General features: G+C 69.3%; 14 protein-coding genes. 13 read left to right on the top strand and 1 reads right to left on the bottom strand.

The annotated features are described in order from the left end of the window. Positions 1 to 125 precede the first annotated feature (125 nt). The 8 genes from D7I44_RS12360 to D7I44_RS12325 all read left to right on the top strand — a co-directional run bounded on the left by D7I44_RS12360 (position 126) and on the right by D7I44_RS12325 (position 7,584). On the top strand, positions 126 to 1,265 hold the full coding sequence (locus tag D7I44_RS12360) for a glycosyltransferase family 4 protein (protein WP_120789772.1): 1,140 nt from the start codon (positions 126 to 128) through the stop codon (positions 1,263 to 1,265). Positions 1,266 to 1,416: 151 nt separating this feature from the next. Then, positions 1,417 to 2,553 (top strand): magnesium and cobalt transport protein CorA, encoded by a 1,137-nt coding sequence (locus D7I44_RS12355; RefSeq protein WP_120789771.1) that lies wholly within the window; start codon positions 1,417 to 1,419, stop codon positions 2,551 to 2,553. A gap of 135 nt (positions 2,554 to 2,688) precedes the next feature. After that, a complete protein-coding gene (gene sdhC, locus D7I44_RS12350; RefSeq protein WP_425459315.1) occupies positions 2,689 to 3,105 on the top strand; it encodes a succinate dehydrogenase, cytochrome b556 subunit in 417 nt (138 codons plus the stop codon). A 2-nt stretch (positions 3,106 to 3,107) separates the two neighbouring features. Then, positions 3,108 to 3,539, top strand: coding sequence for a succinate dehydrogenase hydrophobic membrane anchor subunit (locus D7I44_RS12345; protein ID WP_120789769.1), 432 nt, complete (start codon positions 3,108 to 3,110; stop codon positions 3,537 to 3,539). A 40-nt stretch (positions 3,540 to 3,579) separates the two neighbouring features. Further along, a complete protein-coding gene (gene sdhA / locus D7I44_RS12340) occupies positions 3,580 to 5,376 on the top strand; it encodes a succinate dehydrogenase flavoprotein subunit (protein WP_120789768.1) in 1,797 nt (598 codons plus the stop codon). Continuing rightward, positions 5,376 to 6,161, top strand: a complete 786-nt coding sequence (locus D7I44_RS12335) for a succinate dehydrogenase iron-sulfur subunit (RefSeq protein WP_120789767.1) — start codon at positions 5,376 to 5,378, stop codon at positions 6,159 to 6,161. Before sdhA ends, D7I44_RS12335 begins: the two co-directional genes overlap by 1 nt. 59 nt (positions 6,162 to 6,220) lie before the next feature. Next, entirely contained in the window at positions 6,221 to 6,811 is a 591-nt protein-coding gene (locus D7I44_RS12330; protein WP_120789766.1) for a sulfite oxidase-like oxidoreductase, read from the top strand. Continuing rightward, positions 6,808 to 7,584: an FAD-binding oxidoreductase gene (locus D7I44_RS12325; RefSeq protein ID WP_181445565.1), complete on the top strand. Its 777-nt coding sequence runs from the start codon at positions 6,808 to 6,810 to the stop codon at positions 7,582 to 7,584. Before D7I44_RS12330 ends, D7I44_RS12325 begins: the two co-directional genes overlap by 4 nt. Here the strand turns inward: D7I44_RS12325 and ptsP are convergent. Further along, positions 7,559 to 9,208 carry a phosphoenolpyruvate--protein phosphotransferase gene (gene ptsP, locus D7I44_RS12320; protein WP_120789765.1) on the bottom strand — a complete coding sequence of 550 codons (1,650 nt, stop codon included), beginning with the start codon at positions 9,206 to 9,208 and terminating at the stop codon, positions 7,559 to 7,561. The genes D7I44_RS12325 and ptsP overlap by 26 nt on opposite strands. 87 nt (positions 9,209 to 9,295) lie before the next feature. Here ptsP and D7I44_RS12315 point away from each other — a divergent pair, with 87 nt between their 5' ends. From D7I44_RS12315 to D7I44_RS12295, 5 genes are all read left to right on the top strand, one after another. Beyond that, the gene (locus tag D7I44_RS12315) at positions 9,296 to 10,417 is read left to right on the top strand and encodes a YihY/virulence factor BrkB family protein (protein ID WP_120789764.1); all 1,122 of its coding nucleotides are present in this window, start codon (positions 9,296 to 9,298) and stop codon (positions 10,415 to 10,417) included. Positions 10,418 to 10,450: 33 nt separating this feature from the next. Beyond that, the gene (locus D7I44_RS12310) at positions 10,451 to 11,293 is read left to right on the top strand and encodes an exodeoxyribonuclease III (protein WP_245979587.1); all 843 of its coding nucleotides are present in this window, start codon (positions 10,451 to 10,453) and stop codon (positions 11,291 to 11,293) included. A gap of 70 nt (positions 11,294 to 11,363) precedes the next feature. Beyond that, complete coding sequence (gene trpS, locus D7I44_RS12305) at positions 11,364 to 12,371, top strand: tryptophan--tRNA ligase (protein ID WP_120789762.1); 1,008 nt, start codon at positions 11,364 to 11,366, stop codon at positions 12,369 to 12,371. Next, a complete protein-coding gene (locus tag D7I44_RS12300; protein ID WP_120789761.1) occupies positions 12,368 to 12,997 on the top strand; it encodes a GNAT family N-acetyltransferase in 630 nt (209 codons plus the stop codon). Before trpS ends, D7I44_RS12300 begins: the two co-directional genes overlap by 4 nt. Continuing rightward, positions 12,994 to 13,728, top strand: a complete 735-nt coding sequence (locus tag D7I44_RS12295) for an HAD family hydrolase (RefSeq protein WP_120790938.1) — start codon at positions 12,994 to 12,996, stop codon at positions 13,726 to 13,728. The genes D7I44_RS12300 and D7I44_RS12295 overlap by 4 nt, the downstream gene beginning before the upstream one ends. Positions 13,729 to 13,745 lie beyond the last annotated feature (17 nt).

Genomic DNA, 13,745 nt, shown 5'->3' with positions numbered 1-13,745 from the left:
GCCGCGTCGCGCAGCGACTCGCGGCGGGCGGGGACCGCCGCGACATATGGGAGTTACACCGGTGTGCTTTTCCGGTTCACAGCGGGTTCACCGAGGCGCCATGACCAGAACCCAACATCGAGAGCATGCGGGTAGCTGTGGTCAGCGAGAGCTTTCTTCCCACGGTCAACGGCGTCACCACCAGCGTGTGCCGGGTCCTCGATCAGCTCGCGGCTGCGGGGCATGAGGCGATGGTGATCAGCCCGGCAGCACCGAAGGTGCCGAGCCACTACGCGGGCTTCCCGGTGCACACGGTGCCGGCTATGGCCTATCGCCAGTTCCCGGTCGGGCTGCCCAACCCGCAGGTCGCGCGGATGCTGGCCGACTTCCGCCCGGACGTCGTGCACGCCGCCAGCCCGTTCCTGCTCGGCGCACAGGCGATCGCGGCGGCGAACCGGCTCGGCGTGGCATCCGTCGCCGTCTATCAGACGGATGTGGCGGGCTATGCGCGCCGCAATCGCATGGGTCTCGCCCAGGGTGCCGCCTGGCGCCTCATCAAGTGGGTGCACGACGGGGCGACGCTCACCCTGGCGCCCTCGACCTCATCTCTGGCGGACCTCGAGGCCGCGGGCGTCGAGCGCCTCGCCCGCTGGGGCCGCGGCGTCGATCTCGAGCGCTACCACCCCAACAACCGCGTCTCGCCGCTCGCCAGGCGCTACCGCGACTTCCTCTCGCCGAACGGCGAGGTCGTCGTCGGCTACGTCGGGCGCATCGCTCCGGAGAAGCAGGTCGAGCGACTGCGGTGCCTGCGCGGCATCCCCGGCATGCGCCTCGCGATCGTAGGCGATGGACCCGCGATGCCGAGCGTCCAGAGGTCGCTGCGCCCGCTTTCCGTCACCTACCTCGGCCGCCTCTCCGGCGACGAGCTCGCCGCCGCGTACTCAGCGCTCGACGTGTTCGTGCACACCGGCGAAGAGGAGACGTTCGGGCAGACCGTGCAGGAGGCGCACGCCTCTGGCCTGCCCGTCGTCGCGCCCGCGGCAGGTGGGCCGCTCGACCTCGTCGAGTACGGCGCCGACGGGTACCTCTTCCGCGATGACTACGAGCTGCGGAATCAGGTGCGGGCGCTCGTCGGCGACGGCAGCCTGCGGCTGCGCATGGGCGAGGCCGGTCGGCGTGCCGTGCTCGATCGCTCGTGGGCGGCGATCTGCGAGGAGCTGTTCGCGCACTACGAGGCCTCGATCGCCGAAGTCCGCGCCGCGCACCGCGCGCGCGTCTCCGCGTGACGTGTGCGCGGGTGAAATCGCGTGTGCGCGGGTGAGCTTTCTCGCGCAAACGTGTCGTTTCACCCGCGCACACGCCTACATAAGCGCCGGGGGTACCCTCAAGGGTTGGCACGCGCCAGGCGTGCCCTCGTCAGCCGGGGAGGTGTCAGTCATGGCCCAGCGCAGACTCCGTGTCCTGCCGCCGATGCCGTTCGTGAACCGTCGGAACGCTGCATCGAGTCCCTCGGCGCCGAGCACGGCGCCCACCCCGACGAGACCCGGCCGGCGCACCATCGTCGACTCGGCGATCTACCTCGACGGCATCCGCGTCGCCTCCCCCACGTCGCTCGCCGACACTTTCCGTGCGCTGCACGACACCCCAGGCGGCATGGCGTGGATCGGGCTCTACCGCCCGTCGCAGGCCGAGATCCACTCGCTAGCCGAGGAGTTCGACCTGCACGAGCTCGCGGTGGAAGACGCGATCGCGGCGCACCAGCGTCCGAAGCTCGAGCGGTACGACGACACCCTGTTCGTCGTGCTGCGCGCAGCCGACTACCTCGACGTTCCGGAAGAGGTCGCATTCGGCGAACTGCACGTCTTCGTCGGACCGAACTTCGTGATCACGGTGCGGCACAGCGAGTCGCCCGACCTCTCGCATGTCCGCCGCCGCATGGAGGCGGACCCCGAGCTGCTCGCGATGGGAACCCAGGCGGTGCTGTTCGCCATCATCGACACGGTCGTCGACGAGTACGCCCCGGTCGTCGCGGGCCTCGCCAACGACATCGACGAGATCGAGACGCAGGTGTTCGAGAACCTCGACGCCCAGGTGTCGCGGCGCATCTACGAGCTCTCGAGCGAGGTCATCGACTTCCAGCGGGCGATCCACCCGCTCGCGACGGTCGTCGACAGCCTGCAGGCAGGGGCGGAGAAGTACCACGTCAACGAGGAGCTGCAGCGCAACCTGCGCGACGTAGCCGACCACCTCACGGTCGTCAGCGAGCGGGTCGACGGTTTCCGGTCGATGCTGCGCGACATCCTGACGGTCAACGCGACCCTGGTCAGCGAGCGGCAGAACGCCCGCATGCAGGCGCTCTCGGAGCTCAGCCACCAGCAGGGCGAGGACACGAAGAGGATCTCCGCGTGGGCGGCGATCCTGTTCGCTCCCACCCTGATCGCGAGCATCTACGGCATGAACTTCAACGACATGCCCGAGTTGCATTGGACGCTCGGCTACCCGTTCGCGGTGCTGCTGATGTTCGTGCTCGGCTTCGGGCTGTACTTCTGGTTCCGGCGCCGCAACTGGCTCTGATCGCCCCCGATTTGTCTTGACGTCGAGATAAATTAGGGTGGCCTTACTGCCGGCCGCCTGGGCGCGCACCTAGACTGAACGAGCAGAAGACGGATGCATCGCAGCATCCGCTCGCACAGCCAGGGAGGGTTGTTCGTGTCAAGCCAGACGATCGATGTCCCGAAGCCGAGGCCGTCCCGGCCCGGCGGGACCCTCTATCGGGGCCGCGAAGGCATGTGGTCCTGGGTGCTGCACCGCATCACCGGCGTCGCGATCTTCTTCTTCCTGCTCGTTCACGTGCTCGACTCGGTCGTGCTGAACATCTCGCCAGAGGCATATAACGCCGTCATCGGCACCTACAAGAACACGCTTCTCGGCATCGGCGAGATGGGCCTCGTCGCGGCGATCTGCTTCCACGCGATCAACGGCCTGCGCATCATCGCCGTCGACCTGTCCCGCTGGGCCGCCCGCAACCAGCGCCTGCTGTTCTGGGTCGTCGTGATCATCTGGGCGATCCTCGTCGCCGGCTTCGTGCCGACGCAGATCTACCACATGAGCCAGGAGGTGCACTAGCCATGACGACCACCATCGAGAGCCCGCGCACCCCGGCATCCGCGCGGAAGAAGCGCCGCACCAACTGGGAGAAGTGGGGCTGGATCTACATGCGGGTCTCGGGCGTCGTGCTCGTGATCCTGATCTTCGGCCACCTCTTCGTGAACCTCGTCGCAGGCCAGGGCATCGCCGCCGTCGACTGGGCGTTCGTCGCCGGCAAGTGGGCGAACCCGTTCTGGCGCGTGTGGGACGGGCTGATGCTGTGGCTCGCGCTCATCCATGGCGGCAACGGCATGCGCACGCTCGTGAACGACTACGCGCACAACGTCACGATCAACCGGGTGCTCAAGTGGGGCATCCTGCTCGCAGTCGTCATCCTGATCATCCTCGGCACCTACACGGTCACGGCCTTCGACCCGTGCCCGACCGACCCGAGCCTGAGCTTCTGCAAATAGCAGCGGTTCGTCCAGCAGAGTCCGAACAGAGAACGAGAACGTGACCGTCCACCACCACCAGTTCGACATCGTGATCATCGGCGCCGGCGGCGCAGGCATGCGCGCGGCGATCGCCGCGGCCGAGGCGTCTCAGGGCACCTCGGTGAGCGTTGGAGTGATCACCAAGCTGTACCCGACGCGCTCGCACACGGGCGCGGCGCAGGGCGGCATGGCTGCGGCGCTCGCGAACGTCGAAGAGGACAACGCCGAGTGGCACACGTACGACACGATCAAGGGCGGCGACTACCTGGTCGACCAGGATGCCGCGCAGATCCTCGCCAAAGAGGCGATCGACGCCGTCATCGACCTCGAGAACATGGGCCTGCCGTTCAACCGCACGCCCGAGGGCAAGATCGACCAGCGCCGCTTCGGCGGCCACACCCGCGACCACGGCAAGGCTCCGGTGCGCCGCGCCTGCTACGCGGCCGACCGCACGGGCCACATGATCCTGCAGACGCTGTTCCAGAACTGCGTCAAGTACGGGGTCAACTTCTTCAACGAGTACTACGCGCTCGACCTGCTCTACACCGAGGGCAAGGTCTCGGGCGTCGTCGCCTACGAGCTCGCCACCGGCGAGCTGCACGTCTTCCAGGCGAAGGCCGTGATCTTCGCGACCGGCGGCTTCGGCAAGATGTTCAAGACCACGTCGAACGCGCACACCCTCACCGGTGACGGCGTCGGCATGATCTGGCGCCGCGGGCTGCCGCTCGAGGACATGGAGTTCTTCCAGTTCCACCCGACCGGCCTCGCCGGTCTCGGCATCCTGCTCACCGAGGGCGCGCGCGGTGAGGGCGCGATCCTGCGCAACGCATCGGGCGAGCGTTTTATGGAGCGCTACGCGCCGACCATCAAGGACCTGGCGCCCCGCGACATCGTCGCCCGCTGCATGGTGCAGGAGGTGCGCGAGGGCCGCGGCGCCGGCCCCAACAAGGACTACGTGCTGCTCGACTGCACGCACCTGGGCGCCGAGATCCTCGAGACCAAGCTGCCGGACATCACCGAGTTCGCGCGCCTCTACCTCGGCATCGATCCCGTCGTCGAGCCGGTGCCCGTGATGCCGACCGCGCACTACGCGATGGGCGGCATCCCCACCAACAACGACGCAGAGGTGCTCCTCGACAACGCGACGCCCGTGCCCGGGCTGTACGCCGCGGGCGAATGCGCCTGCGTGTCGGTGCACGGCTCGAACCGCCTCGGCACGAACTCGCTGCTCGACATCAACGTGTTCGGCAAGCGCGCCGGCCAGAACGCGGTCGCCTACGTCCTCGGCGGCGTCGAGTTCGCGCCGCTGCCCGAGGACCCGGCGGCGAGCGTGCAGGCGCTTGTCGAGCAGGTGAAGGGCGCGAGCGGGTCAGAGAACATCGCCGTGCTGCGCAAGACCCTGCAAGAGAACATGGATGACAAGGCGCAGGTCTACCGCACGGCGGACTCGCTGCGCGAGATGCTGCACATCATCCACGACCTGCGTCAGCGCTACAAGAACATCGGCATCCACGACCGCGGCGCCCGCTTCAACACCGACCTGCTCGAGGCGATCGAGCTCGGCTTCCTGCTCGACCTCGCCGAGGTGGTCGTGTACTCGGCCATGAACCGCGAGGAATCCCGTGGCGGCCACATGCGCGAGGACTTCCAGAAGCGCGACGACGAGAACTGGATGAAGCACACGATGGCCTACCTGACGGGCGACGCCACCTCGCCCGACCCGGAGGACCACATCAAGCTCGACTACAAGCCTGTGGTGTTCGTGAAGGGCGCGGACGGCGAGCTGCTGTACCCGCCGATGGAGAGGAAGTACTGATGTCGATCGCAACTGGCACGAGGAACGAGGGCGGCCAGCAGGCAGAGGCTCCGAGCGCCGCGCCGTCCGTCGACGTGGTCCTCGCGACCGTCATCATCCGCCGCTACGACCCCGAGACCGACAGCGAGCCGCGCTGGGTCGACTACGACGTCGAGGTGTACTCGACCGATCGCGTGCTCGACGTGCTGCACAAGATCAAGTGGGAGCAGGATGGGTCGCTCAGCTTCCGCCGCTCGTGCGCGCACGGCGTCTGCGGCTCCGACGCGATGCGCATCAACGGCCGCAACCGGCTCGCCTGCAAGACGCTGATGAAGGACCTCGACCTGTCGAAGCCGGTCTACGTCGAGGCGATCAAGGGGCTCCCCCTCGAAAAAGACCTGATCGTCAACATGGACCCGTTCTTCGAGTCCTTCCGCGAGGTGCAGCCGTTCCTGCAGTCGCACCAGCCGACGCATCAGGGCAAGGAGCGCCTGCAGTCGGCCGCGGACCGTGAGCGCTTCGACGACACCACCAAGTGCATCCTGTGCGCGGCGTGCACCTCGTCGTGCCCCGTGTTCTGGACCGACGGCCAGTACTTCGGCCCCGCCGCGATCGTGAACGCGCACCGCTTCATCTTCGACTCGCGCGACGACGAGTCGCAGGTGCGCCTGGATATCTTGAACGACAAGGAGGGCGTGTGGCGCTGCCGCACGACCTTCAACTGCACCGAGGCGTGCCCGCGCGGCATCCAGATCACCCAGGCGATCGCCGAAGTGAAGCAGGCCATCATCCGCGGTCGTCGCTAGGTTCGCCTGAACCGTTTCGTCTCCTTGTGCGCCATGGGCGGGGACCTTAGTCTCAGCCCATGGCGCTCATCTCGTCCGGCTTCCTGGGCCGTCGCCGCAGCGATCCGTCACTGCCACCCGGTCAGTACCTGACCGAGAGCTTCCCCGTGCTCTCCGCGGGGCCGACCCCCCGTATTCCGCTCGAGCAGTGGACTTTCACGCTGAACCTCGGCCGCGGCCAGCAGAAGGTATGGACCTGGTCTGAGTTCATGGCCCTTCCGCAGGAGGAGATCACCAAGGACATCCACTGCGTCACCAGCTGGTCGAAGCTCGGCACGACCTGGCGCGGTGTCGCGATCGACACGCTCTTCGAGGGCATCAGCCACGAGTTCCAGTACACGATGGCGCACTCGTACGGCGGCTACACGACGAACGTGCCGCTCGCCGATCTGCTCGGCGGCAAGGCGTGGGTCGCGTGGGAGTTCGACGGCAAGCCGCTCGCCGCCGAGCACGGAGGCCCGGCCAGGCTGCTCGTGCCGCATCTGTATTTCTGGAAGTCGGCGAAGTGGGTGAGCGGCCTCGAGCTGATCCCGAACGACCAGCCCGGCTTCTGGGAGTCCAACGGCTACCATCTGCGCGGCGACCCCTGGCTCGAGCAGCGTTACTGGTGAGCTCAGAACAGAGCGCGGCCACCGCGGACCAGCACCGCGCGGCCAACAGCTGGCGGGTCGCCGAGGTCATCGCTGCGCACTTTGAAACGGATGCTTCGCACGAGGGCGCCGCGCGCACGCTGAGACTGCGCGCACCGGGGCTCGGCAGCGAGCTCGCCGGGCAGCACATCGACATCCGCCTGACGGCACCCGACGGGTATACCGCCCAACGCTCCTATTCGCTCGCGCTCGCAGAAGGCGGGGACGAGGCCGAGATCACGGTCGAGGAGCTCGCCGACGGCGAGGTCTCCCCCTACCTGGTGCGCGGCATCGCGGTCGGCGAGCAGCTCGAGGTGCGCGGGCCGGTCGGCGGCTGGTTCGTCTGGCACGAGGAGGATGACTGGCCGGTCGTGCTCATCGCCGGCGGCTCGGGCGTCGTGCCGCTGATGGCGATGGCGCGCCGCCACCGGGCGGTAGGCAGCGCGGCGCGGTTCATCATGCTCTACTCGGTGCGCTCCCCCGACCGGGTGATCTACGGCGACGAGCTGCACGAGCTGGCATCCGACCGCGCCGCGCCCTTCGACCTGATGCTGTTCTACACGCGCGAGGCGCCCCCGGAGTCGACCCGGCCCCCGGGGCGGCTCACTCGCGACGAGGTGGCGACGGCCGCGATGGACGAGGACGTGCGGTTCTTCATCTGCGGCCCGACCGCGTTCGTCGAGACGGTCGCGAACCGCCTCATCGACGACGGGTTCGACCCCGACCGGATCAAGACCGAGCGATTCGGCGGCTGACCTCGGCCCGGGCATCGGCGGCCGAGCGGGCGGCCACGGCGAGCGCGGCGAGCTCGCGCGCCTGCGCGAGCGTGTGCCCGGCGAGCTCTGCGCGCACGTCCGCGAGCAGCGCCGGCGACATCGACAGCTCGGTCGCGCCGAGTCCGACGAGCACGACGGCGAGCAGGGGGTCGCCCGCGGCTTCGCCGCACACGCCGACGGGGATGCCCGCCGTGGCCCCCGCCTGCCCCACGAGCCGCGCGAGGCGCAGCACCGCGGGGTGCCACGGATCCTGGAACGCGGCCACCGAGCCGAGCATGCGGTCGGCGGCGAGGGTGTACTGCGTGAGGTCGTTGGTGCCGATCGAGATGAAGTCGACAAGCGGTGCCAGCTGGTCGGCGAGCACCGCCGACGACGGGACCTCTGCGGTGATGCCGACCGACGAGACGCCGAGAGAGCGCGCGAGGGCGACGAAGTACTCGGTCTCGTCGGCATCCGCCACCATCGGCGCCATCACGCCGAGCTCGACGCCGGTGAGATCGCGCGCGGCGACGAGCGCGCGCAGCTGATCGCCCAGCACGCCCTCGTGCTCGCGGAGCGCGCGCAGCCCACGGCGGCCGAGCGCGGGATTCTGCTCGTGCTCGTGCCCCAGGAACGCGAGCTGCTTGTCGGCGCCCGCGTCGAGCACGCGCACGATGACGCGGCGGCCCGTGAACGGGCGGAAGGCATCGGCGTAGCGAGCCGTCTGCTCGGCGACCGACGGCGCCGCCTGGTGATCGAGGTAGAGGAACTCGGTGCGCAGCAGCCCGACGCCTTCCGCGCCGAGGGCGAGTGCGGACGAGGCATCCGTCGCATCGCCCAGATTGGCGAGCAGCGGAATGTGCGTGCCGTCGGCCAGCGCCCCGGGCGTCGAGGCGCAGGGCGCGTCCGCCGAAGCCCTGCGCGCACGAGCGCCGGCGAGCTCGGCACGACTCGGATCGGCGACGACGCACCCCGCGGGCGCATCGACGACCACGAGCTGCCCGTCGGCGAGGTCGCGGCAGCCTGCGGCCCCGACGATCGCAGGCAGGCTGCGCTGTTTCGCGAGGATCGCGGTGTGCGACGTCGGGCCGCCCGCAGCGGTGACGATCGCCAGCACCCTGTCGAGGTCGAGCGCGGCCGTGTCGGCCGGGGCGAGATCGTGCGCGACGAGCACGAAGGGGCGATCGGATGCCGGGATCTCAGGCGCCTTCACACCGGAGAGACGCGCCACGGTGCGCCGGCAGACGTCGTCGAGATCTGCCGCGCGCTCGGCCATCGCGCCGCCGAGCCCTTCGAGCAGCGTGCGGTACGAGCCGAACGCGTCGAACACGGCGCGCTCCGCGCACTGGCCTGCGTCGATGCGCCGTGCGGCGTCGTCGATCACGGACGGGTCCTGCGCCATGAGCGACTGCGCCTCGAGCACGTCGCGGGCGGCGCCGTCGACGAGAGCTGCGCGCGCGGCGAGCTCCGCAGCGGTTCCGGCGAGGGCGGCGAGCAGGCGGGAGCGCTCGGTCGCAGCATCCGCCACCCGCGGTGAATCGAGAGGGTCCGGGATCGGCTCAGCCATGCGCAGGACCGCACCGACTGCGATGCCGCGGCCGACGCCGATGCCGTTGATGCGCATGGTCCTCCTCGACGGCCCAGCTTACGTGGCGGCCGAACGCGGCGCGGGGCAGCCCGATTGCCGCCCCTCCCCTGCGAAAATGGCGGGATGACGGTCCGTGAGTCCGGCGCCAGCGCGGTGGAGCAGGTCAGGGACGTCGCCCAGCGCGCCCGCGAGACCCGGCTGGTTCGGTTCGTGCAGCGCTACACGCGGGCGAACGGGCCGCTGCTCGGGGCCGGTATGGCGTACCAGTCGGTGTTCGCCCTGTTCGCCGCCCTCTGGGTCGGCTTCTCGGTCGCCGGCATCTGGATCAGGTCGAACGACGACCTCTACAAGCAGATCATCGCGATCGTGAACCAGGCCGTCCCCGGCCTCATCGGCGTCGACGGAGTGATCACTCCGCAGACCCTCGCCGGCGCGGGCGTGACGCTGTCGATCACCGCGATCATCGCGCTCATCGGCCTCGTCTGGACGGCGCTGACCTGGCTGTCGTGGACCCGCCGCGCCATCCGCATCCTGTTCGGGGTGGGACGCGACAAGCGCGGATTCATCGTGCAGCGCAGCGTCGACGCGGTGCAGGCGCTCGCGTTCGGGGTGGGTCTGATCGTCTCCGCGCTGATCGCGGTGCTGACCCGCCAGTTCCTCACCGGCATCCTCGACTACGCCGGTCTCGACTCCGGCTCGCCCGTCTCGCGGTTCTGGCTCGGCGCGCTGAGCGTCGGGGTCTCGCTGCTCATCAACTTCGGCACCCTCGCCGGCATGTACCGGGTGCTGTCGCGCCTCTACATTCCGTGGCGCAGCCTGCTGCTGGGGGCGGCCCTCGGAGCGGTCGCGCTGTCGGTGCTGAGCCAGGCGAGCAGTCTGCTGCTCGGCGGCGCGACCCGGAACGCGCTGCTCGCGCCCTTCGCCGTGTTCGTCGGTCTGCTGCTGTGGTTCAACTTCGTGTGCCAGGTGATCCTGCTCGGCGCCGCGTGGATCGCCGTCGGCATGGAGGACCGCGGCATCTCGGCGCGCCGCCTCACCGCCGAGGAGCAGGAGGAGGAGCGCCGCCGTGCGGAGTTCGCCGCTCATGTCGAGGCCGCGCGTGAGGCCGTGCGCGAGGCGAGCGCACGCTACGAGGCGAGCAGCGGCTGGATCGAGAAGCGGCGCAACCGACGCGCGCTGCTGCACACGCTGCGGATTCTGCAGAACGTGACGGCCGGCGACCCCGAGCGGCTGCCGCGCGCCTGATGCATGTCGGATGCCACAGCTAGTCTTTCTGTTATGGCGAAGTCGACCAACCTGCGCATCGCATCGGTCAATGTGAACGGCATCCGCGCCGCGTACCGCAAGGGCATGGCCGATTGGGTGAACAGCCGCGGCGCCGACATCATCGCCATCCAAGAGGTGCGCGCGACGGTCGACGACCTGTCGGGGCTGCTCGGCCCCGAGTGGGACATCCTGCATGACGAGGCCACCGCGAAGGGGCGGGCCGGCGTCGCGCTCGCGAGCCGGCGCAAGGCCGAGATCCACCGCGTCACCTTCGGCGACGACGACTTCGACTCCGCCGGTCGGTGGCTCGAGGCCGATTACGACGTCGACGGCACCATCGTGACCGTCGTCTCGACCTACGTGCACTCCGGCGAGGCCGACACCCCGAAGCAGGTCGAGAAGTACAAGTTCCTGGACGCCCTGCTGAAGCGCCTTCCCGAATTGAAGGCGCACAACCCGCTGTCCGTCTTCATGGGCGACCTCAACGTCGGGCACCGCACGCTCGACATCAAGAACTGGCGCGGGAACGTGAAGCGCGCGGGCTTCCTGCCGCAGGAGCGCGCGTACTTCGACAAGATCTTCGGCGCGGAAGGCGAAGAGGGTTACAACACCGGCTCAGCCGGGCTCGGGTGGGTCGACCTCGGCCGGAAGTTCGCGGGCGATGTCGACGGGCCGTACACGTGGTGGTCGAACCGCGGGCAGGCATTCGACAACGACACCGGCTGGCGCATCGACTACCAGGTCGCGACGCCCGAGCTCGCGGCGAAGGCGACGTCGTACGCCGTCGACCGCTACCCGAGCTACGACGCCCGCTGGTCGGACCACGCGCCGATCGTCGTCGACTACAAGCTTTAGGAACCCCGATCATTGAGGAGGATGCCGCAAGGCATCCGTCTCGAAATGATCTGAACTCTAGGAAATCCGCATGACCAAGCCCCGCCTGTACTCGGGCATTCAGCCCTCGAGCGACTCGCTGCACCTCGGCAACTACGTCGGGGCGCTGCTGCAGTGGCGCGGCATGCAGGACGAATACGACGCGTTCTTCTCGATCGTCGACCTGCACGCGCTGACGAACGCCGCGTTCGACCCCGCGACCCTCGCGGCGGCGTCGCGCGGGCTCGCCGCGCAGTACCTCGCCGCCGGCGTCGAGCCCGGGAAGTCGACGCTGTACGTGCAGTCGCACGTGCCGGCGCATGCTCAGCTGGCCTGGGTGCTGAACACGATCACCGGGTTCGGTGAGGCGAGCCGCATGACGCAGTTCAAGGACAAGTCGCAGCGCTTCGGCGCCGAGGGCACGACGGTGGGGCTGTTCGACTACCCCGTGCTGATGGCGGCCGACATCCTGTTGTTCGACGCCGAGGTGGTGCCCGTCGGTGACGACCAGAAGCAGCACATCGAGCTGACGCGGAACCTCGCGGAGCGGTTCAATGCGCGGTTCGGCGAGGTGTTCACGGTGCCGTCCGGCAGCTACCCGGAGGAGGGCGCGCGCATCTACGACCTGCAGGATCCGACGTCGAAGATGTCGAAATCCGCCGCGACGGATGCCGGGCTGATCTGGGTGCTCGACGAGCCCTCCGTGACACGGAAGAAGATCATGCGGGCGGTCACAGACACCGGGGCTGAGGTGCGGTACGACTGGGGCACGAAGCCCGGTGTGACCAATCTGCTCGAGATCTACACGGCGATCACCGGCGTCTCTGTCGCTGCCGCTGAGGCGGAGTTCGCCGGGAAGGGCTACGGGGACTTCAAGCGCGCCGTCGCCGACGCGGTGATCGCAGAGCTCGAGCCGGTGCGGGCGCGAGCACTCGAGCTGCTGTCGGACCCGGCCGAGCTCGACCGGCTGCTCGCGCTCAACGCCGCGCGGGCGAGCGAGGTCGCTGAGGCGACGCTGAAGCGCGTGTACGACGCCGTCGGAATCCTGCCGCGGGGGTGACCGTGGAACCGGTCACGCTGCGCAGCGAGAGACTCGTGCTCTCCGTTCCGAACCTGGGCGACACCGACCGCGTCTTCGAGTACTGCCAGGACCCGCTGTTCGAGACGTATCTGTCGACACCGTGGCCGTATCACCGCGCCGACGCCGAGCACTTCCTCGGCGACATCGTGCCGAGCGGGTGGGAGATCGGGCGCGAGTTCATCTGGGCTCTGCGGGAAGCGGACACGGGCCCCCTGCTCGGAACCGTCGGGCTCCACCGGCGACGCGCCGACGACCCAGGGTCGCTCGACGTCGGCTATTGGCTCGGGGCTCCGCACCGCGGGCACGGGTACATGGCCGAAGCAGTGCGCACCGTGGTCGCGTGGGCCTTCGAGAATGCGGTGGCGGTGACCGTGCACTGGGAGTGCGCGATCGGCAACCTCGCCTCGGCGAACACCGCCCGAGCCGCGGGGTTCCGCTTCACCGGCATCGGTCCGTCGCAGGTCGCAATGCGCGACGGGTCTCACCCCGACCACTGGCATGGACGGCGACTCGCGGGCAACGTCGAAGACTCGGTTCCCTACCTGGCGTGGCCGACCGAGTGGCAGCCGGAGCGCCCGAGCAGCGCCGCGGGTGCCGACACGTGACGCCTCCCGAAGTGGTGCTGTTCGACCTCGACGCGACCCTGTTCGACCACCCGGGGGCGTTCCGCCGCGGCATCCTGAGCCATGTCGCCGCGCTCGGTGCGCCGTACGACGCCCTGGCAGCCGATGAGATCGTCGGGGCGTGGCAGGTCGCGGAAGACCTGCACTTCGACCGCTATCTCGCCGGCGAGCTCGACTACGAAGGCCAGCGCCGCGCCCGAGTCCGCGACTTCGTCGAGCGCTTCGGCGGCGGTGTGCTCAGTGATGACGAGGCGCTCGATTGGTTCCGGGGCTACTACACCGCCTACCGCGACGCGTGGAGTGCGTACCCCGAGGTGAACGACGCACTCGATGCGCTCGAGGCCGCCGTGCCGGGTGTGCGCTTCGGCATCATCACGAACGGAGAGCTCGCGCTGCAGGCGCGGAAGGTCGAGAAGATCGGCGTCGCGCCGCGCATGGAGCACGTGATCGCGTCGGCCGAGTTCGGCGCCGCCAAGCCCGACCCGCGGATCTTCGCCCACGCCGTCGGGCGCTTCGGCGTCAGCCCGGCAGCGGCGGTGTACGTCGGCGACCGCATCAGGGTCGACGCCCTCGGCGCGGCCGCGGCGGGGCTCGCCGGCGTGTGGATCGACCGCGACGCCCGCGGGTGGGGCGACTACGAGGAGGAGGCCGCCGCCGCAGGCATCCGCCGCATCATGTCCCTCACGGATCTGCCGGTCGCACTGACGACGTAGTCGCCGGCTACGCACAA

Origin of the sequence: Gryllotalpicola protaetiae (assembly GCF_003627055.1) — a bacterium.
GTDB lineage: Bacteria > Actinomycetota > Actinomycetes > Actinomycetales > Microbacteriaceae > Gryllotalpicola > Gryllotalpicola protaetiae.
Note: the sequence above shows the minus strand (reverse complement) of the source record. Positions and strands in the feature narration are given on the sequence as shown.

Bases quoted from the DNA above. Each gene is read 5' to 3' on its own strand.
- D7I44_RS12360 (WP_120789772.1), top strand. From the start codon at position 126: ATGCGGGTAGCTGTGGTCAGCGAGAGCTTTCTTCCCACGGTCAACGGC.
- D7I44_RS12355 (WP_120789771.1), top strand. From the start codon at position 1,417: ATGGCCCAGCGCAGACTCCGTGTCCTGCCGCCGATGCCGTTCGTGAAC.
- D7I44_RS12345 (WP_120789769.1), top strand. From the start codon at position 3,108: ATGACGACCACCATCGAGAGCCCGCGCACCCCGGCATCCGCGCGGAAG.
- D7I44_RS12335 (WP_120789767.1), top strand. From the start codon at position 5,376: ATGTCGATCGCAACTGGCACGAGGAACGAGGGCGGCCAGCAGGCAGAG.
- D7I44_RS12330 (WP_120789766.1), top strand. From the start codon at position 6,221: ATGGCGCTCATCTCGTCCGGCTTCCTGGGCCGTCGCCGCAGCGATCCG.
- ptsP (WP_120789765.1), bottom strand. From the start codon at position 9,208: ATGCGCATCAACGGCATCGGCGTCGGCCGCGGCATCGCAGTCGGTGCG.
- D7I44_RS12315 (WP_120789764.1), top strand. From the start codon at position 9,296: ATGACGGTCCGTGAGTCCGGCGCCAGCGCGGTGGAGCAGGTCAGGGAC.
- D7I44_RS12310 (WP_245979587.1), top strand. From the start codon at position 10,451: ATGGCGAAGTCGACCAACCTGCGCATCGCATCGGTCAATGTGAACGGC.
- trpS (WP_120789762.1), top strand. From the start codon at position 11,364: ATGACCAAGCCCCGCCTGTACTCGGGCATTCAGCCCTCGAGCGACTCG.